The organism is Nocardiopsis sp. CA-288880 (assembly GCF_050955985.1).
Lineage (GTDB): Bacteria > Actinomycetota > Actinomycetes > Streptosporangiales > Streptosporangiaceae > Nocardiopsis > Nocardiopsis tropica.
This window is the reverse complement of the sequence record NZ_CP192105.1, coordinates 393,923-415,067: the sequence shown is the minus strand read 5'-3', so window position 1 is coordinate 415,067 and position 21,145 is coordinate 393,923. Positions and strand designations below refer to the sequence as shown.

Here is a 21,145-nt window from a genome sequence, read left to right as displayed (position 1 = left end):
CCCCCTTTTCCGTCGTCCGACCGAATTCCCTCGCACACAGCACTGCGCTATCCGACGTTGCAGTAATCGTCCCCGACTTGTTCTTCGCGCTTGTTCCCATTCGCCCACTCGGGAAATTCTGTGCAGATGTAGTACTTGTGCATCGCGGGCTCACCGCGCCCCGCGGCGGCGTACTCGCGCGGAACGTCGTCGAAGTGGTCGACCGGGTTGTCCGGGCACGAATCGCTCTGGTCCCACAGGGACGAGGGCAGGTTGGGGCAGTGGTAGTCGGCCCAGATCCAGTCGCCGCCGTTCAGGAGGTCCATGCCGTCCCGGTCCGGGGTACAGGGGGAACGCGTGTAGGTGTTCCCGTGGTGGAACCCGGAGTCGAAGCAGTAGTCGTAGCAGTCCGCCTTGCCGTCGCGCGTGCAGCGCTCGTCGTCTGCGCCGGTCAGCGGAACGGTGTCGTGCAACCGGCCCCACCCGTCGTCGTCGGGGCAGAGGAACTCCTGGGAGTCGGGGTCCCGGAGGGCCCCGTCGCAACCGGCCGCCTCCCGCTCGGTCTCGCCCTGCTCGGCCGCGACCCCTTGGATGAGGGACCCGAGGTCGTCCTCGGTCTCGTGGTAGGAGCCCTGGAGCAGCGTCCCGGCGAGGGTTCCGGACGCGACCAGCAGAACGACCCCGAGGAGCACCCAGGGGAGTTCCGCCATGCCGCGCGCGGCGATCCAGGGGTCGCCGGTGAAGTTCGCGTGGATCATGCGCCCGCCGATGATGATCAGCGCGAGGACGCCGACGACGGCCCCCGCCCAGGCGACGTATCCCAGCACCTCGTTCCCCGACTGCTGGAACTGCGCCATCGCCACCGGGTTCCGCGCCGCGTCGGCGGCGAGGATCCGCTCGTACACCATTTCGCTCTCCCCCCGACCTCTCACGATCCGGCCCGCTACCCGACGAGCGTGGTGACCACGGAAACGGCGACCAGCATCAGCGAGACGCCCATGACGGTCCACACCACGCCGCCGACGCCCTCGGCGGCCACCTCGGAGCGGCCCAGCTTGCCGGCGGCCATCTTCGCGGCCGAGTACAGGATGCCGATGACCCCGATCACGACGACGACGCCCTGGGCGATGTTGAGGAACCGTCCGACCGGGTCCCCGTCGGGGTCCTGCGTCCCCCCGACGCCCCAGTCCGGCATCCGCGGCCGGACCTCCCACGTCACCTCCGCGGGAAGGGCCGCGGCCAGGTGCGCCGCGTCCACCGCCGCCGACAGGAGTTCCAGCGGCATCGTCAGCCGCCCGCGACGTTGGCGACCGCCAGGATGACCGGGATGGCGACGAGCATCAGGGAGATCCCCATGACCGTCCAGACCAGTCCGCCGACACCGTCGGCGGCGAGGTCGGAGCGGCCGAACTTGCCGATGGCCATCTTGCCCGCGGCGAAGAGGATGCCGATGATGCCGATCACGACGATGATGCCCTGGCCCCAGCTGAACACCTGCTGGATCGGATCGTGTCCGTCCTCGAAGGCGGGCAGGTCCGGGTTGGTGTCCCAGCCGAAGGCGCCGCCGTCCATCGGGACGGCGGCCATGTGGGCGACCAGGTCGTTGGTGGCGTTCAGAACGTCCATGCGTATCCAGTTCTCCTTACCCTGAGGCCTGACGCGCCAGGGTCTCGCTCGCCGCGGCGAGGCACGCGTTCCTGATCCGCTCCAGGGCCCGCCTCGCCCTCGCGGGAAGTTTCACCCGGTCCGCCTCGACGGCGTCCACGTAGCGCAGGGCCGGGACGAACGGGAAGCGGACGAGGAGGCCGACCCGGTCGCGCACCAGGCCCAGGCGCGCCGCGGACTCCGCGGGTTCGGGCCCGGAGCCGTCCGCCGAGACCACCAGCGCCGCGGGCCGGAGGCCGTCGGCCTCCAGGACGTTGATGACCTCGGCGGCGCGGGCCGTCGAGGCGACGCTGTTCCGGGAGACGAGGACCAGGGGCCGTCCGAAGGCGCCGACACCGCCGCGGTCGGAGGAGTAGGCGCCGAGGTCCCAGGGGGTGTTCAGCAGCACGCGCAGCGTGGTGGTGCCCGCTCCGCCGTGGCAGCCGAGCACGACGGCCTCCCCGGCCCAGTCGGGCAGGGGCGGGCCCGCCGGTTCGCCCTGGTCCGTGCCGCCGGCCTGTCGCCTCCCCATGTGGTCCCCTCGTCCGTGTCGTGAAGGCGCCGCCTCCCCGGCGGGGTCGGCGCTCCCCGCGCGGCCCGTGTTCCGGGACGCCGCGCCGGGGTGGGCGTCCGGGGTCCTGGGAGCGGTCGTCCGCCCCCGGAGGCCTCCGGCACTCCCGCCGCACCGGGGGTCTCGCGTGACGGCGCGAGAATGCGGTGGCGCCGTCGAACCGGGTTCGGGGGCCGAACAGCAGGCTATATATACCGCACCGAATCGAATCCGATCAAGTGACCGTTTTCATTCCTGCTACTTTGCGTGACCGTTCGGACATTGGAAACACTGGAAAGTGAACGAGGCCGAACTTCTTTCACGAACGCAAAAGAGCCGATCCGCTCTTCTGCGTGATAAGCCTTGATCAATGCCATTGCCGTGCACCGACGCCGCGAACACCCCGACCTTTTTCCACGGGAGAACCCGCAGGCCTCCGGCCGAAACGTTATCGATTATCACCCTTCGTGACCCACTTGTCGCACAGGACCCATTGCGCTCCCGGTGCGCTCCCTGTACGCATGGGTGCATCTGTCCGCCCTCACGACTGGTGGGTACCCATGATCAGAACAGCGTGGCCGTCATGAGCGACTTCGCCGGCGGCTCGCGGGAGAAGACGATCGTGTTCGGGATCCTCGCCGTCCTGGTCGTCGTCCTGGTCGTCCTCGCACAGCAGCTGCTCTCCGGTCCGGACGACGGGGAGGCCGCGCCCCCGGCGGAGGCGTCCGCCGGGTCCGGGGGGGACGGGGGCGGAGGAGAGCCCGTCGGCGACGTCATGGCGCTGATGCCGTACTCGGAGGCCGAACTGGAGGCCGGGGCGGAGACCGCCGCGGCCTTCGTCGCCGCCTACGGCGAGGTCGATCCCGGGGAGAGCGACGACGAGCGCCTCGCCCGCCTCTCCCCCCTGCTCTCCGAGGACTTCTTCGGCGCCGTCGAGGAGTTCGTCCTCAGCACGCCCAACAGCGGGGCCCCCAGGGGGACCCCGCAGCGCGTCACCGCGGAGGCGACGGCCACGGCGATCCGCAACGTCGGCTCGGGGTCGGTCATCGTCGAGGTGGAGGCGCGGTTCATGACGGAGACCGGCGACGACGGCGGGGCCGGGCCGGCGTCGTACGCGGTCACCGTGGTACCCGGTGGCGAGGGCTGGACGGTCTACGCCTTCCAGGACGCGGCGGTCGGGAACATCGCCGAGGAGGGCGCGTGAGGGGCGCCTCCGGCGGCGCCGCCGGGGTCCTGTGGGAGCGGACCCGCGCCTTCCTCCTCCCCCGGCGCGGACGCGGCGGGGACCGGGGCAGCGCGACCGCGCGCGTGGGCGGGGGCGTCACGGCGCTCGCGGTCATGGGGGGCATCGCCTACGCCGCCACCGTCTGCGGCCCTGCGGGCGGGGCCGCGCCGAGCAGCGCCGACGGGGGCGGCTCGTCGGGGGGTGTCGTCCAGGCGTCCGCGAACACGTCGAGCGAGACGATCAGCATCAGCGCGCACGGGGAACCGGGATCCTCGCAGAAGTCCGTCCGCGTCGACATCCCCGACAACGTCCTCCGCGCGCACCGCATGGCGGCCGAGGCCTACGGCCTGCCCTGGGAGCTCATGGCCGCGATCGGCGCGATCGAGACCCAGAACGGCCAGTACGTCTCGACGGACCCGAACTGGCACTCCGGCCTCCGGGAGGGCGAGCGCAACCCCTACGGCGCCGCCGGGATCGTCCAGTTCGGCGTCCAGGACCTGCGGACCGGACAGGTCGGCGGCCGGCTCGGCAGCGCGGGCAACTCGTGGGGCGGGAAGCCGAAGGAGTCGGTCGAGGACCGCCGCTTCCACTACGAGGTGGGCGAGATGCCGGGCAACCCGACCTACTTCGGGATCGACGGCAACGACGACGGCATGGTCAACGTCTGGGACCCGTGGGACAACATCGCCTCGGGGGCCTTCCGGATCGCCTACTACGCCGACCAGGCGGAGAAGAGGGGGTCGGGCTCCGTCTGCGGGAGCGGGCGGGCGGACCTGACCCCGATCGAGTGCACGGTCTACAAGCACAACCCCGCCCGGTGGTACGTCGCGCAGGTGCTGGAGGTGGCCGAGTACTACAGCGGCTCCGGCCTCGCCCCGACGTCCCCGTCCCTCGAACTCCAGCAGGCATCCTCGGCCCCGGGGCAGGGGCGGGACTGCGAGGAGCAGGGCGGCAACGCGTCCCAGGCCGCGTTCCTGGGCGACGTCGGCGAGGAGCACCGGACCGCGGTGGAGTTCGCCAGACAGCAGATCGGCAAGCCCTACGTGTGGGGCGCCCGGGGACCCGACTCCTACGACTGCTCGGGGCTCACCCAGGCCGCGTGGCGCGCGGCGGGGGTGACGATCCCCTGGGTGACGACGACGCAGTGGGACCCGGGCAACGCCGAGTACCGGGGAGGGACGGCCCGGCGCGTCCTGGAGGGGGACCTGGACATCTCCGTCCTCCAGCCCGGCGACCTCCTCCTCTTCCACACCAGCCCGAGGTACGCGAGCCCGTCGCACGTCGGCATCTACTCCGGCGGAGGCCGCATGATCCACGCCGCGAACCCGAGCAAGCCGATCGAGGAGGTGTCGATCGACTCCGGGTACTACCGCTCCTCCTTCGTGGGGGCGGTCCGGATCAGCCCCGACTCCTCGGGCGGCGAGGACAGCTTCGCGGCGTGACGGCCCGTCACCGCGTTCCACGAACCCATCGAGAGGATGATCCACCATGGTCGCACCTATCGTCGTCGCCCTCGGGGGCGCAGCCCTGCGTGCAGGGGCACAGAGGCTCGGCGGCGCCGTCGCCTCCCGCGGCGGGGCCTGGCTCGCCGGAAGGGGCGGCTGGAAGGGGCTGATGACGGGGGCCGCCAAGGGCGCCGGAGCCTTCTCCCTCGGCGCCCTCAAGCTCGGGGCGAAGGCCGGGGTCCAGGGCCTCGGAGCCCTCGGCGGCCTGGCCGTGGGCGCCGCCTCGGGCATCATGGGCGCGGCCGGCGCCGCGGTGGGCGGCGCCACCGGCCTGCTCTCCGCCCTGGCGGGGGCCTTCGAGACCGCGGGCTCCGGGCAGAGCTACGGCATGTCGGGACCGATGCTGCGGGGGAAGGGCAGGGGCGCCACACCGCTCCATGCCTGACACCCCGCTCCCCCGGACCGCTCCCCCGGGAGCGGTCCGTCCCATCGGTACCGGTTCGTGCGGTTCAGCCGCGATCGCGCTATCTTCACGCAGGTGAGCGCCTGCCCCGAGTGCTCCCGCCGACACGCCTCCCCCGCCGCCGTGAACGGCGGCGGCGCTCCACCTCAGCACTTCACGCGGAAAGACGCCCTCTCCATGAACACCCACGTCTCTCCCCCCTCGGACGCCCCCCTGTCCTCCGACGACGCGGTCATCCGCGCCGACGAGTTCGACGGCATCGCCGCCTCCGTCGAGGCCGCGGTCCTGGGCAAGTCCGACGTCGTACGCCTGGCCCTGGTCGCGATGCTCACCCAGGGCCACATCCTGCTGGAGGACGTCCCCGGCACCGGGAAGACCACCCTGGCGCGCGCCATCGCCGCGAGCGCGAACGGCGACTGGCGGCGCATCCAGTTCACCCCGGACCTCCTGCCCTCCGACATCAGCGGCGTCACGATCTTCCACCAGGGGACCCGCGAGTTCGAGTTCCGTCCCGGTCCCGTGTTCGCCAACGTCGTCATCGCCGACGAGATCAACCGGGCCTCGCCCAAGACCCAGTCGGCCCTGCTGGAGGTCATGGAGGAGCGGGCGGTCACCGTGGACGGCGTCCGGCACGGCGTCCCCTCCCCCTTCCTCGTCGTGGCGACGCAGAACCCCGTGGAGATGTCGGGCACGTACCGCCTGCCCGAGGCCCAGCTGGACCGGTTCCTGATGCGCCTCACCCTCGGCTACGCCGACCCCGCGTCCGAGCTCGCGATCATCCGGGGCGACCGGCTCGTCACGCCCGAGGACCTGGAGCCGACCGTCGACGCCGAGCGGATGGCCGCCATGAGGCGCGACTCCCGGCGGGTCTTCGTCCACGACTCCGTCTACGAGTACGTGCTCCGGGTCGCCCACGCCACACGCGGCCACCGGGAGCTGAGCGTGGGCCTGTCGACCAGGTCGACGGTGGCCATGGCGAGAACGGCCCGGATGCTCGCGCTCGTCTCGGGCCGGCCCTTCGTGGAGCCCGAGGACGTCAAGCTCCTGGCCCAGCCGGTCTGGGCCCACCGCCTGGTGCTGTCCCCGGAGGCCTCGGTCGGCGGGCGCACCGGGGCCGACGTCCTGGACGGGATCCTCCGTGAGACCCCCGCGCCGTCCCCGGGCGCGGCCGGGGTCCCGGCGGTCCGCTGATGCCGACCGTCCGGGGGTGGCTCGTCGCCGGGGCGGGCCTGGTCCTCCTCGCGGTGGGCGTGGTGTCCCAGTACCAGGAACTGGCGCTGCTCGGCGGCGTGGCCGTGACCGCGGTCGCGGCGGCGTCGCTCGTGGTGGGGCGTCCGGCCGCCGTGGCGGTCCGGCGCTCGCTCCCCTCCCCGCGCACCTCGCCGGGGTCCGCCCTGCGCGTGCGCCTGGAGATGCGCAACCCCGGCCGGCGCTCCGTCGGCGTGGTCGAGCCCGTGCGCGGCCACGGGGGCGAGCGGCCGGTCCGGCTGCCGTCCCTGGGAGCGCGTGCCGCTGGCGGGGCCGAGTACCGCGTCCTGGCGGCACGGCGCGGCGTGGTCTCCCTCGGCCCCCTCCGGGTCGGGCGCGCGGACCCGCTGGGGCTCGCCGCGGTGTACCGGGAGTCCGGCGGCGCCGACCGGGTGTGGGTCCATCCCCGGTGGGAGCGCCTGCGCACCGTCCCGGTCGGCCGGGTGGCCGACCCGGAGGGCACCGCCGACGGCGCCCCGGCGGGCGCGCAGACCTTCCACTCGCTGCGCGACTACGTGCCCGGCGACGACCTGCGGCTGGTCCACTGGCGCAGCTCCGCGCGGCTGGACAAGCTCGTCGTGCGCGAGTACATCGACACCTCGCAGCCGCGCCTCCACGTCATCGTCGACGACCGGCCGACGGCCGGGGGCGAGGACCGGCTGGACGAGGTGGCGAGCGCGGCCGCCTCGGTGCTGGCGACCGGGGTGCAGGCGTCGCTCCACTGCGAGGTGAGCCTGGTGAGCGGTCGGGGGCGCGACAGCACCGGAGGGCTCCCCCCGCTGCTCGACCTCCTGGCCGAGGCGCGTCCGACGCCGGACGCCGACCTCCCGCAGGCCCTCCGCCTGGCCCGGACCCGGCCCTCCGGGGACACGGCCGTCCTGGTGAGCGGCGCGCTCACCACCACCGACCTGCGCTCCTTCGGAGAGCTCGGACACCACTACTCGGCCCTGGTCGCCGTGGCCGTCGGCACGGAGGACCGGCCGAGCGCCCCCGCTCCGGTCACCCTGCTCGCCGCCGGCGACGCGGCGGGGTTCGTCGAACGCTGGAACGAGACGTCATGGCCGCGCTGACCCCGCCGCGCCCCCCGGAGACCGCGCCCGCCCCCGGGCGGGGGCCAGGCACTCCGCTCCGCGCCGTCCTGGCCCCCGTCGGGCTGGTCATGGCCGCCGCGGCGGGGGGCGTCGCCCTCGCGCCCGGTTACGCCGTCCCGGCGCCGGTCTACGCGGTGCTGCCGCTCTGCGCCCTGCTCTCCGTCGCCGTGACCCTGGCGGCGCGGGCCCGGCTGTCCCCGCTCGCCGGGATCCTCGTCGGCCTCCCCCTGCCCCTGATGGGCGTGGTGGTCTGCGCGGCCCGGTTGCCCGGCCAGGGGACGGGCGTGCTGGGAGGGACGGTGGAGGCCCTCCTCCACTCCGGGGCGCGCATCCTGACGAGTGCGGCACCCACCCCCCTGAACGCGGACACCCTGACGCTGCCGCTCCTGGCCACGTGGATCACCGGTGTGGCCTCGGTGCTGCTCTGGCAGGGGAGCCGACCCGCGCTGGCCGTCCTCCCCGGCCTCCTGGCGCTCGTCGGCGCCGTCGTCCTGAACGGCCCGGTGGCCCCGCCGGGGTTCCCCTCCATCGGCCTGGTCGCGGTCGCCGCGGTCCTGCTCATGGCGGCGTCCTCCGACGGCCGGACGGCCGCGCGGACGCGCGCCGGGTCGGAGGACCTGCGGATCGAGGTCGACGCACCGGAGACACAGACCCTCGGGCGGCTCGGGCGGATCCTGGTGACCGCGGTCGCGGCGGCGCTGGCGGCCGCCGCCACGGTGTTCGGCGGTCCCGTCCTCCTCGCCTCGTGGGAGGCGGCCCCGGGCGACCCGCGCGAGGCCGTGCGCCCGCCCCTCGCGCCGGAGGCCGCCCTCAACCCGCTCGGCTACCTCGCGGCCTGGGCCGCCGAGCCGGACGACCCTCTGCTCACGGTGCGCTCCGAGGAGCCGGTGGACCTGCGGTGGGTCGCCCTCGCGGAGTTCACCGGGACCACGTGGCTGCCCGAGGGCGGCTACCGCGCCGCCGGGGAGGTGCTCCCCGACCCGGTGCCGCCGCCCCCGCACGCCACCGGCGTCAGCGCGGAGATCTCCGTGGGCGACGACCTTCCGGGCGGCTGGGCGCCGGTCGTCGGGGTTCCGCGGCGGGTCGGGCTCCAGCCCCTGGGCTACGACGCCGTCTCGGGGACGGTGGTGAGCGCGGACGGCGGCATCGCGGGCGCGCGCTACGAGGTCGCCGGCGACGTGGCGGACTGGAGGGCGGCCGAACTCGCGGACGCGTCCGTTCCGGCCGACGCGGTCTTCGACCGCTACCGCGAGCTGCCCCCGGGGGCGCCGCCGGTCCTGAACGACGTGGCGGCGGCCGTCGCCGGGCAGGGGTCGCCGTACGAGCGCGCCGTCCTCCTCTCGGAGTACCTGCGGGAGTCCCACTACTTCTCGGCGGAGACCCCCGGCGGCCACGGCTACGCCAACGTCGCGGACATGCTGGCCCCGCCGGGCCAGCAGGGCGGCGGCGGGACCTCCGAGCAGTTCGCGAGCGCCTTCGCCATGCTCGCCCGCGCGGCGGGCCTGCCGAGCCGCGTCGTCGTGGGGTTCGGCTCCGGCTCCGACGAGGGGGACGGCGTGCGCACGGTGACGACCGGTGACGCGCTGGCGTGGGGCGAGGTCTACTTCAACGGCGTCGGATGGGTGCCGTTCTCCGTCACCCCGGGGGAGGAGGGCGGGGACGGGGCCGAGGAGGCCTCCTCCGGCGCGGCGGAGGCGGAGGCCCCCGAGGAGGCGGACGAGGCGAACGGCGCGGACGACGACGCCGGCCCCGGTGCGCCGCCGGAGAGGGGGTCCGGGGCGGCGCCGCTGTGGCCCTTCCTGACCGCCGGGGGTCTGCTGCTCGCCTCCGCGGCCGCCGTTCCGGCGCTGCGGCTGGCGCGGAGCCGGTGGCGACTCGGGCCGGGCTCCCCGGAGCGGCGCGTGCTGGGCGCCTGGCGGGAGCTGTGCGACCACCTGCGCCAGTGCGCGGGCGCCCCTCCGCAGCCCGGCCACACCGTCGGCGACACCGTGGCCCTCGTCCAGGCCCTCCTGCCCGAGGAGGGGCGGGAGTGGGCGCGGGTCGACCTGCGGCGCCTCGCGGGGGCGGTCAACCGGGTCGGCTTCGCCCCGGGCGCCGGGGTCTCCGCGACGGAGGCCGCGCACATCACCGACGGGGTCCGCCGCCAGGCCCGCGCGCTGCGGCGCACGCTCGGCCGCGGCAGGAGGCTGGCCTGGTGGTTCGATCCCCGTCCCCTGTTCTGGCGGGCGCCGTGACGCCCGCCTCCGACCGTCGCCCGCCGCACGGCGGGGAAGGGGCGTTCCATGAGTAGTACGGGGTCCGGCGCCAGCCTCGTCCCGGGGTTCCACTCCCTGGAGGCGCTGCACCGCGGCGCCTCCTCGACCGTCTACCGGGCCGTCCCGGACGCGGGCGGCGACCCGGTCGCCGTCAAGGTCCTGCGGGGCCCGGACGGCGGGGCCGAGTCCGAGCGCCTGCGCCGGCTGTCCGGCGTGCCGGGGGTGGTGCGGGTCCTCGGCCACGGCTCGACCACGACGGGGCGCCCGTTCGTGGCCATGGAGCTCCACGGGGGCGGGGACTACGGCCGGGTCCTGGCGGACCGCCACCCGCTCCCGGTGGACGAGGTCGTGCGCGTCGGCCTGGACGTGGCCGGCGCGCTGGCGGGCGTGCACGCGCTCGGCCTGCTCCACCACGCCGTCGAGCCGTCCAACGTGCTGGCGGGAGAGGGCGGCGCCGTCCTCGCGGACGCGGGCGCGACGTTGCCCGGGGGCTCCCTCCCGCCGCCGGCCGGGCCGCGCACCGGCGCGCTGCTCCACGCCCCGCCGGAGGCGGTCCGGGGCGAACCGCCGACCGCCGCCTCCGACGTCTACCGACTGGCCGCCACCCTGTGGGAGCTGCTGGCGGGACGGCCCCCGTTCGGTGACGGGGCGGAGGCCGCCGCCGACCCCTTCGGCTACCGGGAGCGCGTGCTCGGCGGCGGGGCGCCGGGGCCGCCGCGCCCCGGCCTGCCCGCCCCGCTGGTCGCGGCCCTCGCACGGGCGCTCGACCGGGACCCCGGGAACCGCTACGCCGACGCGGAGGGCTTCGCCGCGGCCCTGGCCCCGGTGGACCGCGAGGAGGGGACCGCGTCCGCCGCCGCGTCTTTGGCGAGCGGTGACGCCACGGTTGCGGCCGACACGGACTCCGCGCTGCCCCCTGTACCCCACAGGCCGGAGGGGTCGGACCCGTCGGCGGCCGGGGACCTGACACGGCCCGGGGAGACGGCAGGAGCCGAGCCGGTGGCAGCGCGGGGCGCGCCCGGCGCGCCCGCCACAGCCGTCGGACCCACCGCACCCCCCGAGGACCGGACGCGGGAGGTCGATCCCCCGACGCCGCCCGCACGGGCTCCGGGCAACCCGGTCGCCGCTCGGGAGGACGGCGCGCCTCCGGCGGACCCGGGGCGCGCCCACGAGCCCGTCCCCCACCACCCGCGGGGCGGCGGGGCCGCCGGGTCCCGCTCCGGCGGATCGGAGCCGGGAGGAATCGCGGACGCCTCACCCGATGCGCCCCCGGACGACGCCGGGGACCCCTGGCGGGGGCTGGTGGAGTGGGATCCGCCCCGGACCGCCTCCGCGCCTCCCGCACCGGCTCCGACGTCGCTCCCGCCCCCGCCGCCCGCTCCGGCGTTCGGCGCGGGCACGCCCTACCCGGCCCCCGCCGGGCACGAGGCGCACCGCCCGGCCTCCGCCGAACGCGGTCCGTACCGGTCCGCCCCCGGCATGCAGGCACCGGTCCGCGGGTCCGTGCCCCCGCCGCACGCCGACGACGCCGAGGAGGCGCGCTCGCGACGGCTCCGCCTGGTGCAGGTGATCGTCTCCGCGACGGCGATCGTCGTCATCGCCCTGGGGCTGGTGGCCTTCGTGTACCCGGGGCCGGTCGCCGCGCTCCTGGCCTCCGTCGGACTGGTGCAACCAGGGACGGACCCGGCCCCCGCCCCGGTGGACCCCTCCTCGGCCCCGCACGCCGCCGTCTCCCGGGAGTCGGCCCCCACGGACGTGGAGGTGGAGGACTCCGGCGGCGCCGTGGTCCTCACGTGGACGGACAATGCCGGGGAGGGCACGCCGCACCACGTGGTGGGCGGACCGGCGGGCGGGGCCTACACCGCGCTCGCCGAGGTGGAGCCCGGCGCGGCGGAGGCGCGGGTGACCGGCCTCGACGCCGCCGGGGAGTACTGCTTCGTCGTCATCGCCGTGCTGAGCGCGGACGAGGTCGCCCCCTCGGAGGAGGCGTGCACGGAGCGAGGAGCGGGGTGACCGGACGGCCCGCGGGAGCGGGCGCGCCGGGGGCCGGTCAGGCGCCGCAGTTGGTGCCGAGCCAGGTGGCCGACCTGTCCCCGAGGGCCCCCGACACGTCGACGCACACACCCTGCGCCTGCACGTAGACGGGGCCGGCGGTACCGGTGCCCGTCCCCCACTGCGCGCCGCCCGCGCCGTCGGAGCGCCGGAGGCCGACGTCCGCGTAGCCGCCGTTGCCGACCGTCACCGCGCAGTTGTACCCGGTCTCGTAGTCGTAGTAGAGGTAGACGCTGCCCTGCCCGTTCGGGAGGGGCTGGGGCCAACCCTCGGCGTCCTTGGTGTACTGCAGACCGCCGCCCGGCTTGGACGCGTTGCACAGCGCCTTGGGATCCGCGCCCTGGGCGGCGGTGGCCGAGGACATCACCAGGACCGCGGCGGCCACGACCGCCGCGCCCGCCCAGGTCCGGCGGGCCCGCTTCCGGCGGAGGCTCATCTGAACTCCTGTTCGCACCTGGACTGGCTGCTGGTACTGGAATCGGCGGCGGTCCCGTCCGCCCCCACGGCGACCACGGTGAAGGAGTAGCAGCGTCCCGTCCCCCCGCGCCCGAGGGTGTGGGAGAGCTGCCCGCCCCCGGCAGAGGACCCGGTCACCGTCACGGCCCCGAGCCCCCCGTCGCCGCGCGGCGTGATCGTGTACTCGGCCGCGCCGTCGACCTGGTCCCAGGTCACGGTCACGTTGTCGCCGGAGACCGTGTGCGCGACGCCGGACGGGGCGCCCAGCCGCACCTCGGGCATCGTGAGCGGGGCGCTGTCGGTCGACTCCCCGCTCACCATCCCCTCCGTGCGGGCGGTGACCGTGAACGTGTAGGTCTCGCCGGGCGAGAGGCCCGCGACGTCCACGGACGTCTGGCCCGAGGTGCGGTCGCTGGGGTTCTCGCCGGATGCGGCCCTGGTGGCGACCAGGTAGTCGTTGGCGCCCTCGACCGCGCTCCAGGAGACGGTGGCCGTGCCGCTGCCCGACGCCGTGGCCGTCACGTCGGCCGGGGCGTCCGGGGCCTGCGGGCCCGGGACGATCTCGGAGGTCTGGGCGGCCGGACCGGTGCCGTGGGAGTTCACCGCGCGGACCATGAACCGGTAGGCGGAGCCGTTGGCGAGGCCGGTCACCTCGGCCTCCAGCTCGTCCCCGCCGACGGTGACCCTGCCGCCCTCCCAGGTGATCCGGTACTCGTCCACGGGCGCGTCCGGCGAGTAGGCCTCGGGCCAGCTCAGGAACGCGGAGCCGTCCCCGGCGGTGACGGACACGGGCGTGGGCGCGCCGGGCGCCTCCCCGGCGTCGGGTTCCTCCTCGGGAGCGGGGTCCGGCTCGTCGGCCCCCGCGGGCGTGGGCTCCGACTCCGGCGCGGACGGCTCCTCGGAAGCCGGGGTCCCGGCGCCCGGGTCGGGTGCGGCTCCCCCGGCCTCCGGCTGCTCTCCCGCGTTCCCGCCCGGCAGGGGCTGCGGTGCGGGGGCCCCGCCGTCCGCGTCGCCCGGTCCGGGCGGCGGGTCGGCCTTGTCGACGACGGTCGCCCCGCCGTCCGGGTCGACGATCGCGGCCACCCCGGTGTGGGGTGAGTTGATGTACAGGCGCCCCTCCCGAACCTCCAGTTCCAGGGGGCCCTCGGCCCCGGGAAGGGAGACGGGGTTGAGCCCGGCGCCCTGCGCGTCGAACACGCGGACCGTCCCCTCCTCGGGGAACGGCACGTAGACGCGGCCCTCGTAGGCGGTCGCCGTGCCCCCGCCGTCGCCCGCCGGGAAGTGCCCGATCCCGGCGGCTCCGGCCGGGTCGGTGACGGTGAGGACCTCACCGGTCCCGGGGAGCGTCACGGCGACGACGTCGCCGTGGGTGCGGACGGGCATCTCGGCGCCCTCCAGCTCCACGGGAACGTCCGTGACCACGGGGTCGCCGTCGCCACGCACGGCCACCACCCGCCCGCCCCCGGGGTCGGTCACGAGGGCGCCGTCGTCGAGGACGGTCATGGCGATCTCGGTCCCGGGATCCGCCACCGCCAGCGTCTCCGTGATGGCGGCGTCCTCGCCCCGGATCCGCACGCCGACGGCCGTGCCCTGCGTGGGCACGCCGAGCCAGAGGGTGTCGGAGTCGTCGAACGCGCCGCCGGTCAGGGGCGCCGGGACGTTGAGCGTGGCCCCGGTGGGTTGGAGGGTGGCCGGATCGACGGCCTTGACCTCGCCCGTGGCGCGGTCGATCACCGCCGCGGTCTCCTCCCCCAGGACGAGTCCGAAGTCGCCCCCGCTCCCGAGCTCCAGCACGCCGGAGTACCCCATGCGCCGGAGGTCGACCGAGGTCACCTTGCCGGTGGCGGGGTCGTAGAGCAGGAGGTACTCGTCGTTCTGGACGACCTGGACGTCCACGCCGGCGGCCTCGGGCAGGGACGCCACGAGGTCGACCGCGGCGTTGTTCCCGTTGACCCGTACGGCCTCGCCGACGGGGCTCGTCCACAGCCAGACGGTGCCGTCGGACATCTCGTCGGCGCGTCCGACGGCGCCGGTCCCGAGGACGGAGCTGACGACGGCCGCCGCCAGGAGCGTGACGGTGATCCCGGAGGCGTGGGAGCGGGTGCGCTCGCCGACCGCCCGCGCCCAGCGCCGCAGGGGGGCGGGGCGGGGAGCCGGCGGCGCCGGGTCGGAGGAGGGGTCCACCATGCTTGGCTCCCGTTTGCGAGTGGCTCACCATCCCGTCGGCCGGCGTGGGCCGGAGGCGTCGACGGGGGATTCGGCGCGGATCAGGGGCCGGGGAGAGGATGAAGGCACAGAATGTCTACCAGGGCACCGACAGCACAGTCAATGTCGTTCTGTGGTGTTCTGTACGGTCACCGGCGCCGGAGCCCCTCCTGGGCGCGCGCTCCCGGGACGCGCTCCTCCGGACGGCCTCCGGGGCGTCGAGCGGCCTCCTGCCGCCCCTCCCCTCCGGTCGGTGCGCCCGGCCCGGTCAGCCCCCGTCGCCGGGGGCACCGGACGGGTCGCCGTCCCGCTCCGGGCCGTCCGCCGGCGCCTCCGAGGGGCCCTCCTGCGGCGGCGGGCCGTACACGAAGCGCTGACGGTCGTGGACGAGGATCGCGTACCCGTCCTCGGTGACCGCCTCGACGTACGCCGACAGGTCGTCGCCCACCACGTCCATGGTGACGGCGTCGAGCACCAGCTGCTCGTCCGCGCCGGTGCTGCCCCGGGAGTCGCCGTAGACGAGGCCGTCGAAGGCGAAGGCGGGGGAGATCGATCCTGCCTCCTCCTCCAGCCCCCAGAGGACCTCTCCCCCGGCGAGGTCGACGGCGACCGTCGTGGCCTCCCCGCTCGCCTGGGGCAGCAGGAGGACGCCCGTGGAGGCGTCGTACAGGTTGCCGACGGTTCCGGCCGGGTCGAACGCGCCCGCGACGGGGTTGGCGCCCGGCTCCTCCAGGGTCCACATCAGGTCCCCGGTGGCGGGGTCGTGGGCGGAGAGCGTCGAAGGGGCCTCGGGCTGGGCCCAGCGCAGGAGCACGACCGCCTCGTCCTCGCCGTCCTCCCCCCGGGCCTCCCCGTCCCCGTCCGCCCCGCCGTCCTCCTCCGGGCCGGGCAGCGGGTAGACGCCCATCACCTGCGGCGGGAGGAGGGGTCCGGAGGCGTCCAGGCCGGCGTCCTCCCCGTCGACCGTCCACAGCTCCTCGCCCGCCGTGTCGGCGGCCACGGAGCGCGCCTGGAGCGAGGGGCCGCCGGACGCGAGCACCACCATGTCGCCGCGGGCGGCCACGGGCACGCCCGGCCCGGGTTCCCCCGCGCCACCGTCCCCGTCGGCGCCGTCCCCGTCCCCGGCGGGCTCCTCGGACTCCTCCGACTCCTCGGGCTCCTCCGGTTCGGCGAACTCGTACGACCACAGCTCGCCGCCGTCGGCGTCGAGCAGCGTGAACTCCCCGTGGGGCTCCTCCGCGCTCCACCCCTCGGGGCGCCGCACCGCCAGTCCGTCGAGGTAGGCGTCGCCCTCCTCCTGCGGCTCCCACACCGGTTCGCCGCGGGAGTCCAGGACGAACGGGACCCCGTCGGCGTCCGCCATCGACAGGACCCGGGCGCCGTCGGCGGCGGAGTCGAAGCCCCGGAAGCGCGCCTCGCCCTCCCACAGGGTGGCGCCGGTCGCCGCGTCGTGCAGGAGGTGGCGGTCCTCGCCGCCGGAGCTGATGAGGAAGGACTCGCCGACCGGGCTGATCCGCACTCCGAGGGGGTCGTCGAGGATGTCGTGGGCCTGCGCGGAGTCGCCGTGCAGGTACCGCAGGACCTCGCCCTCGACCCCGGGCGGCGCCTCACCCGCGAACGAGGTCGGGAGCGGGGCCGGCTCAGCCTCGGGAGAGGGAGCGGGAGGTTCCGGGTCGCCGGTACAGCCGGCCGCCAGCAGCGCCGCGAGGCCGCAGGTGAGGGCCTGGGGCACCCGTGAGCTGCGCATGGACGGTTTCTCCCCGGGAACGACGACGTATACGGCAAATCCTAGGCTGCCCCGTCGTCCGCCGATACACGTGGACCGCCACTGTTACAGCCACGTGAACGTGGCGTCCGGCGGGATCAGGGCTCGACCTCGACGACAGTGGCGCCTCTCACCTCGAACTCGGCCCGGCCCCCGGTCATCTCGGCCAGGCGGAGCCCGAAGCCGTCCAGGTCGGACTCGGGGAGGGCGACCTCGATGCGGACGCGGTCCTCGTAGGCGACCCCGCGCACGGTCAGCGACGAGTCGCGCAGGTCGCTCTCCAGCCGTCCGCCGAGCACGTAGTCGGCGAACACGTCCACGAGGAGGAGGCGCCGGCGTTCCAGGACCCCCACCCGGTCCACCGCGGCGGACACGGCGCCGCCGTAGGCCCGGATGAGGCCCCCGGCGCCGAGCTTGGTCCCGCCGAAGTAGCGGGTGACCACGGCCACGGTGTCGGTGAGCCCGCGGTGGCGGAGCACCTCCAGCATGGGCACGCCCGCGGTGCCCGCGGGTTCGCCGTCGTCGCTGGAGCGCTGCACGCCGCCGTCCTCGCCGAGCACGTACGCGGTGCAGTTGTGGGAGGCGTTCCAGTGCTCCTTGCGCCGCTCGGCGATGAAGGCGCGGGCGGCGTCCTCGCCGTCCGCCCTGGCCAGGGCACAGACGAACCGGGACCTCTTGATCTCCAGCTCGTGCTCGCCGCCGCGTCTGATCGTTCGCATGTCGCCTGTTCGGCAGGGGTCGTGGTCTGCGACCAGTGTCCCATCCCGCCGCGGCCCCGCCCGCCCGGAGGGCGGGGGCCGCGGCGGAGGCCGGGGTCCGGCCGTGCCGGACCCCGGCGGCCCCGTCAGGCGCCGAAGACCCACATGACGGTCGTGTACATGCTCAGCATGATGAGGACCAGCGCGACGACGTTGAGCAGGACGCCCGCCTTCACCATCTGGCCGATCCGGATGTGGCCGGTGCCGAACACGATGGCGTTGGGCGGGGTGGCCACCGGCAGCATGAACGCCATGGACGCGGCGAGGGCGGCCGGGACGACCAGGGTCATGATGGGCAGCCCCAGTCCCAGCGCGACGCCGGCCATCACGGGGATGAAGATGGAGGCGGTGGCGGTGTTGCTCGTGAGCTCGGTGAGCAGCAGCACGACGGCGGCCACGATCAGCACGAACACCCAGCCGGGCACGTCACCGAGGTCCGCGACCAGGTCGCCGATCCACAGGCTCAGGCCGCTGGAGCCGAACTGGCCCGAGAGGCTGAGCCCGCCGCCGAACAGCAGCAGCACGCCCCAGGGCAGCTTGCTCGCCTGCTCCCAGTCGACGGCGCGGACCCCGCGGGCCCCGTCCACGGGCACGATGAAGAGCACGATGGCGGCGGCGATGGCGATCCCCCCGTCGGTGACGGAGGCGAGCCACGGCAGCGCGGCGCTCACCGCCGCGCTGTCCGCGAGGAACGGCACCGTGACCCAGGCGACGGCGGTGAGGACGAACACGGCCAGCACGGTCCACTCGCCGCGCGACATGGGCCCCATCTCGCGCAGTTCCCGGCGGATGTGCTCCCTGGCCTCGCCCATGTCCCCGGCGGCCGGCGGGTAGACGACCTTGGTGAGCAGGAGCCAGCAGACGACGAGGAAGACGGCGGCGAGCGGCGCTCCGACCAGCATCCACCGGCCGAAGCCGATGTGGATGTCGTGCTCCTGCGCCAGGTACCCGGCCATCAGGGCGTTGGGCGGGGTCCCGATCAGGGTGGCCACCGAGCCGATGGACGAGGCGTAGGCGATGCCGAGCATGAGCGCGGTGGCGAAGTTCGGGTCGGCCTTGCCGCCGCGCAGCTGGGCGACCAGGCCGATGACCGCGAGGCCGATGGGCAGCATCATCATGGCGGTGGCGGTGTTGGAGACCCACATGGTGATGAAGCCGGTGGCGAGCATGAACCCGCCGATGATGGTGACGGGTCCGCTGCCGACGGCGGCCACGATCGCCAGGGCCACGCGCCTGTGCAGGTTCCAGCGCTGCATGGCCAGGGCGATGATGAACCCGCCCATGAACAGGAAGATGATCTCGTTGGCGTAGGGGGCGGTGACGTCCCCCATCGGGACGCCGTCCAGGAGCACCGGGAAGAGGACGAGGGGGAGGAGGGCCGTGGCGGGGAGGGGCAGCGCCTCGCTCATCCACCAGACGGCCATGACGACGGCCACGGCGGCGACGATCGCGGCGTTGGAGGAGACCTCGCCCTCGGGGACCATCACGCCGTCGCCCCCGTCGACGGGGAGGGCGATGCCGGGCATGGCGAGGTAGGCGGCGAAGCCGAGGACGGGGCCCATGAGGAGGCCGACGACCTTGCGGACGACGGTGCGCCGGCTGTCGGTCGTGTTCTCGTCGACGGTGGGGGATTCTGGCGACGTCCGGGGGGACGCGCCGGTTTCACTGCTCACAAATCAGTCCTCCGATGACGGCTCTCATTGTGACGACAGTCTCATACTGTCTGTTTCGGGACAAACGAACCCGACTCCGACCTGCACCGGCGCATGCCGGGCGCGGGGCGGGGTGCGCCCCGATCCTCGGCGCACCGCCCGCGTGGGACGCCCGGCGCGCCGGGCCGCGCACCCCGGGAAGGCGCTCCTGGTTCCGCCACGGCCTCCCGGCGGTACGATCCCCACTGTCAGGGGACCGGAAGGCGTCTCGACCTGGTGCGCGAGAACGGCCCCTCCCCCGCGGCCCTCACACTCAGGACGGCCTTCCCGCCTCCGACGCATCACGTTCCGCACAGCTGGTCATACCTTTGTCACCTTGGGTAATGTTGCGGACGACCGTCGAGAACACACCGGGAGTTCCGTCATGCGCACGTCACCGCTCACCATCGGCCTGGCCCTGACCGCGATCCTCGCCACCGGGTGTGCGCAGGAGGAGTCCGGGACCAACGGCGGGTCGGCCGACTCGGAGCCGCCCGTCGCCCAGCCGACCGCCTCCCCCAGCGTGACCGCGTCCATCTTCATGCTGCCGGCCGAGGGGGTGGGGGCCGTCACCTACGACGAGACCGCCGTTCCCGAGGGGGCGACCTCCGACGTGCAGGTCCGCGTCCAGGACGGCCAGACGCACGTGCAGTTCACGGGCACCAGCCTGGAGGCCGACCGCGAGTTCGGCGCCCACGTGCACACCCGGCCCTGCGGCGAGCGGCCCGAGGACGCGGGCCCGCACTACCAGAACGAGCCCGACCCGGCGGCGACCGAGGACGAGCCCTCCTCCGACCCCGCCTACGCCAACCCCGAGAACGAGGTCTGGCTCGACTTCACCACCGACGAGGGCGGCAGCGCCCAGTCCACCGCCACCGTCGACTGGGAGTTCCGCGACGGGGAGGCCCGGTCCCTGGTCCTGCACGAGCAGCACACCATGACCGGGCACGGCGAGGCGGGCACCGCCGGGGACCGCCTCGCCTGCGTCACCGTCGAGTTCTGACCCGCGGGGCGCGGGCCGGCCGTCAGTCCGGGAGCAGGCGGCGCAGCAGGAGCCGCTCCCCCAGGGCCCACGCCGTGGAGGTCAGCAGGTAGAGGACCGCGGCGAGCGGCACGAACGCGGCGATCACGACGGTCGTGTACTGCATGTAGGTGAGCGGGCCGGTGATCTGCGGCATCCCGGGGTTGGCCGCCGCGTTCGCCCGCATCACGGGAAGCATCAGGTAGCGGCGGTTCGCCCACGCCACGAGCGCGATGAGACCGACCAGGACCGCGAACACCGGGGCCACCAGGAGGCCGTCGGCGCTCGACGCCATCGTCGCGCCCAGCCCGACGCCGCCGAACGTGTGCGCCAGCATCGGGTCCTCCGTTCCCCCCGCCCCGATGAACACCCCGTAGAGGGCGATGACCACGGGCATCTGGGCGAGGGCGGGCAGGCAGCCCGCGAACGGCGAGGTGCCCTCCTCGCCGTACACCCTGCGCTGCTCGGCGACAAGCCTCTCGGGGTCGTCCCGGTGCTTGGCGGTGATCTCCGCCAGGCGCGGGGCGATCCGCGCCCGCGTCTTCTCCGCGCGGACCTGCATCACCCCCAGCGGGACGAGCAGGAGGCGGACGACGACGGTCAGCGCCACCACCGCGAGCCCGGTGGCCAGGCCCCCGGTGAGCGGGGTGAGCAGGGTGGTGAACGAGGCGAGGATCGCCGAGAGCAGGGTCATGCCGGCCGCGATCGGCCCGAAGCTGTACAAGGTGGGTCGGCCCTTCGTCTGGGGTGGGAGACAGACGTCAGGCCGCTCGGACCGCGCCCGGGGGCGCGGGCACACGCGTGGAACGGTCGTCGTACGGGTGTGCCGTGACGGTCAGCGAGCGGCCGGAAGGGCCGCGCCGGGAGCCCTGGGACGGGGCCGTCCGGCCGCGTCGGGGTCCCTGAAGGTGAGCACGGGAAGGCGTGCCGACCGGCGGCGCATCGCGTGCGCGGCGCCCGTGGCGGTGTCGCCGACGGGCCACAGCGCGGCGCCGTGGAGGACGAACAGGGCGATGGCCGCGCCGACGGCGGCGACCAGCAGCGCCAGGGAGCCGGGCGCGGGCAGGAGCTCGGAGGGCACGAAGCCGACCATGAGGAACTCGAAGAACGCGAGCAGGAGCCCCATACCGGCCTCCTTCCCCGTTTTCTCCGCACATGCCGGTCGGGACGCATCCTATCCGCGGCGGTGCGGTCCGACAACGCCCTGGGCCGGGCCCGAGAAATCCGCCGACACTCCGCCGGGGCTCCTCACCTTTCGCGGGGCCCTGTAGCTAAATGACACGGAGTAACCATCTCC

At 74.9% G+C, this 21,145-nt stretch carries 19 protein-coding genes; 8 read left to right on the top strand and 11 right to left on the bottom strand.

Going from position 1 to position 21,145, the window contains the following annotated elements; translation table 11 throughout:
- Positions 1-47: 47 nt before the first annotated feature.
- The 4 genes from ACQPYD_RS01865 to ACQPYD_RS01850 are packed head-to-tail and all read right to left on the bottom strand — an operon-like array spanning position 48 to position 2,155.
- On the bottom strand, positions 48-887 hold the full coding sequence (locus ACQPYD_RS01865) for a hypothetical protein (RefSeq protein WP_433699498.1): 840 nt from the start codon (positions 885-887) through the stop codon (positions 48-50).
- 35 nt (positions 888-922) lie between these two features.
- Positions 923-1,264, bottom strand: coding sequence for a hypothetical protein (locus ACQPYD_RS01860; RefSeq protein WP_330162310.1), 342 nt, complete (start codon positions 1,262-1,264; stop codon positions 923-925).
- 2 nt (positions 1,265-1,266) lie between these two features.
- Positions 1,267-1,605 (bottom strand): hypothetical protein, encoded by a 339-nt coding sequence (locus ACQPYD_RS01855; protein ID WP_433699497.1) that lies wholly within the window; start codon positions 1,603-1,605, stop codon positions 1,267-1,269.
- 16 nt (positions 1,606-1,621) lie between these two features.
- A complete protein-coding gene (locus ACQPYD_RS01850) occupies positions 1,622-2,155 on the bottom strand; it encodes a hypothetical protein (protein WP_433699496.1) in 534 nt (177 codons plus the stop codon).
- Positions 2,156-2,756: 601 nt separating this feature from the next.
- On the opposite strand from ACQPYD_RS01850, the gene ACQPYD_RS01845 reads away from it, so the two are divergent.
- The 7 genes from ACQPYD_RS01845 to ACQPYD_RS01815 all read left to right on the top strand — a co-directional run bounded on the left by ACQPYD_RS01845 (position 2,757) and on the right by ACQPYD_RS01815 (position 11,913).
- Positions 2,757-3,377 (top strand): hypothetical protein, encoded by a 621-nt coding sequence (locus ACQPYD_RS01845; RefSeq protein WP_433699495.1) that lies wholly within the window; start codon positions 2,757-2,759, stop codon positions 3,375-3,377.
- Positions 3,374-4,840 carry an NlpC/P60 family protein gene (locus ACQPYD_RS01840; RefSeq protein WP_433699494.1) on the top strand — a complete coding sequence of 489 codons (1,467 nt, stop codon included), beginning with the start codon at positions 3,374-3,376 and terminating at the stop codon, positions 4,838-4,840. Before ACQPYD_RS01845 ends, ACQPYD_RS01840 begins: the two co-directional genes overlap by 4 nt.
- A 46-nt stretch (positions 4,841-4,886) precedes the next feature.
- Positions 4,887-5,288 carry a hypothetical protein gene (locus tag ACQPYD_RS01835; RefSeq protein WP_433699493.1) on the top strand — a complete coding sequence of 134 codons (402 nt, stop codon included), beginning with the start codon at positions 4,887-4,889 and terminating at the stop codon, positions 5,286-5,288.
- Positions 5,289-5,483: 195 nt separating this feature from the next.
- Positions 5,484-6,497 carry an AAA family ATPase gene (locus tag ACQPYD_RS01830; protein WP_433699492.1) on the top strand — a complete coding sequence of 338 codons (1,014 nt, stop codon included), beginning with the start codon at positions 5,484-5,486 and terminating at the stop codon, positions 6,495-6,497.
- On the top strand, positions 6,497-7,624 hold the full coding sequence (locus ACQPYD_RS01825; RefSeq protein ID WP_433699491.1) for a DUF58 domain-containing protein: 1,128 nt from the start codon (positions 6,497-6,499) through the stop codon (positions 7,622-7,624). The genes ACQPYD_RS01830 and ACQPYD_RS01825 overlap by 1 nt, the downstream gene beginning before the upstream one ends.
- Complete coding sequence (locus ACQPYD_RS01820; protein WP_433699490.1) at positions 7,612-9,879, top strand: transglutaminase-like domain-containing protein; 2,268 nt, start codon at positions 7,612-7,614, stop codon at positions 9,877-9,879. Before ACQPYD_RS01825 ends, ACQPYD_RS01820 begins: the two co-directional genes overlap by 13 nt.
- Positions 9,880-9,927: 48 nt before the next feature.
- Positions 9,928-11,913 (top strand): protein kinase domain-containing protein, encoded by a 1,986-nt coding sequence (locus tag ACQPYD_RS01815; protein ID WP_433699489.1) that lies wholly within the window; start codon positions 9,928-9,930, stop codon positions 11,911-11,913.
- Between the two features lie 37 nt (positions 11,914-11,950).
- Here ACQPYD_RS01815 and ACQPYD_RS01810 read toward each other — a convergent pair whose 3' ends face one another.
- The 5 genes from ACQPYD_RS01810 to ACQPYD_RS01790 all read right to left on the bottom strand — a co-directional run bounded on the left by ACQPYD_RS01810 (position 11,951) and on the right by ACQPYD_RS01790 (position 18,809).
- A complete protein-coding gene (locus ACQPYD_RS01810; RefSeq protein ID WP_433699488.1) occupies positions 11,951-12,388 on the bottom strand; it encodes a spore-associated protein in 438 nt (145 codons plus the stop codon).
- On the bottom strand, positions 12,385-14,595 hold the full coding sequence (locus tag ACQPYD_RS01805; RefSeq protein WP_433699487.1) for a fibronectin type III domain-containing protein: 2,211 nt from the start codon (positions 14,593-14,595) through the stop codon (positions 12,385-12,387). Before ACQPYD_RS01805 ends, ACQPYD_RS01810 begins: the two co-directional genes overlap by 4 nt.
- Positions 14,596-14,881: 286 nt before the next feature.
- Positions 14,882-16,360 (bottom strand): PQQ-binding-like beta-propeller repeat protein, encoded by a 1,479-nt coding sequence (locus tag ACQPYD_RS01800; RefSeq protein WP_433699486.1) that lies wholly within the window; start codon positions 16,358-16,360, stop codon positions 14,882-14,884.
- Between the two features lie 116 nt (positions 16,361-16,476).
- A complete protein-coding gene (locus ACQPYD_RS01795) occupies positions 16,477-17,097 on the bottom strand; it encodes a YigZ family protein (protein WP_267947673.1) in 621 nt (206 codons plus the stop codon).
- Between the two features lie 125 nt (positions 17,098-17,222).
- Positions 17,223-18,809 (bottom strand): SLC13 family permease, encoded by a 1,587-nt coding sequence (locus tag ACQPYD_RS01790; RefSeq protein WP_433699485.1) that lies wholly within the window; start codon positions 18,807-18,809, stop codon positions 17,223-17,225.
- Between the two features lie 403 nt (positions 18,810-19,212).
- Between ACQPYD_RS01790 and ACQPYD_RS01785 the strand changes: the two genes are divergently transcribed.
- A complete protein-coding gene (locus ACQPYD_RS01785) occupies positions 19,213-19,830 on the top strand; it encodes a superoxide dismutase family protein (RefSeq protein ID WP_433699484.1) in 618 nt (205 codons plus the stop codon).
- 22 nt (positions 19,831-19,852) lie between these two features.
- Here the strand turns inward: ACQPYD_RS01785 and ACQPYD_RS01780 are convergent, their stop codons facing one another.
- Together ACQPYD_RS01780 and ACQPYD_RS01775 are read right to left on the bottom strand one after the other, a co-directional pair.
- Complete coding sequence (locus ACQPYD_RS01780) at positions 19,853-20,572, bottom strand: YidC/Oxa1 family membrane protein insertase (protein WP_433699483.1); 720 nt, start codon at positions 20,570-20,572, stop codon at positions 19,853-19,855.
- A gap of 111 nt (positions 20,573-20,683) precedes the next feature.
- Positions 20,684-20,974 carry a DUF6412 domain-containing protein gene (locus tag ACQPYD_RS01775; protein WP_330161725.1) on the bottom strand — a complete coding sequence of 97 codons (291 nt, stop codon included), beginning with the start codon at positions 20,972-20,974 and terminating at the stop codon, positions 20,684-20,686.
- Positions 20,975-21,145 lie beyond the last annotated feature (171 nt).

Coding starts and splice junctions, on each gene's coding strand:
- ACQPYD_RS01865 (WP_433699498.1), bottom strand. CDS start 887: ATGGTGTACGAGCGGATCCTCGCCGCCGACGCGGCGCGGAACCCGGTG.
- ACQPYD_RS01860 (WP_330162310.1), bottom strand. CDS start 1,264: ATGCCGCTGGAACTCCTGTCGGCGGCGGTGGACGCGGCGCACCTGGCC.
- ACQPYD_RS01855 (WP_433699497.1), bottom strand. CDS start 1,605: ATGGACGTTCTGAACGCCACCAACGACCTGGTCGCCCACATGGCCGCC.
- ACQPYD_RS01850 (WP_433699496.1), bottom strand. CDS start 2,155: ATGGGGAGGCGACAGGCCGGCGGCACGGACCAGGGCGAACCGGCGGGC.
- ACQPYD_RS01845 (WP_433699495.1), top strand. CDS start 2,757: ATGAGCGACTTCGCCGGCGGCTCGCGGGAGAAGACGATCGTGTTCGGG.
- ACQPYD_RS01835 (WP_433699493.1), top strand. CDS start 4,887: ATGGTCGCACCTATCGTCGTCGCCCTCGGGGGCGCAGCCCTGCGTGCA.
- ACQPYD_RS01830 (WP_433699492.1), top strand. CDS start 5,484: ATGAACACCCACGTCTCTCCCCCCTCGGACGCCCCCCTGTCCTCCGAC.
- ACQPYD_RS01825 (WP_433699491.1), top strand. CDS start 6,497: ATGCCGACCGTCCGGGGGTGGCTCGTCGCCGGGGCGGGCCTGGTCCTC.
- ACQPYD_RS01820 (WP_433699490.1), top strand. CDS start 7,612: ATGGCCGCGCTGACCCCGCCGCGCCCCCCGGAGACCGCGCCCGCCCCC.
- ACQPYD_RS01815 (WP_433699489.1), top strand. CDS start 9,928: ATGAGTAGTACGGGGTCCGGCGCCAGCCTCGTCCCGGGGTTCCACTCC.
- ACQPYD_RS01810 (WP_433699488.1), bottom strand. CDS start 12,388: ATGAGCCTCCGCCGGAAGCGGGCCCGCCGGACCTGGGCGGGCGCGGCG.
- ACQPYD_RS01805 (WP_433699487.1), bottom strand. CDS start 14,595: ATGGTGGACCCCTCCTCCGACCCGGCGCCGCCGGCTCCCCGCCCCGCC.
- ACQPYD_RS01800 (WP_433699486.1), bottom strand. CDS start 16,360: ATGCGCAGCTCACGGGTGCCCCAGGCCCTCACCTGCGGCCTCGCGGCG.
- ACQPYD_RS01795 (WP_267947673.1), bottom strand. CDS start 17,097: ATGCGAACGATCAGACGCGGCGGCGAGCACGAGCTGGAGATCAAGAGG.
- ACQPYD_RS01785 (WP_433699484.1), top strand. CDS start 19,213: ATGCGCACGTCACCGCTCACCATCGGCCTGGCCCTGACCGCGATCCTC.
- ACQPYD_RS01775 (WP_330161725.1), bottom strand. CDS start 20,974: ATGGGGCTCCTGCTCGCGTTCTTCGAGTTCCTCATGGTCGGCTTCGTG.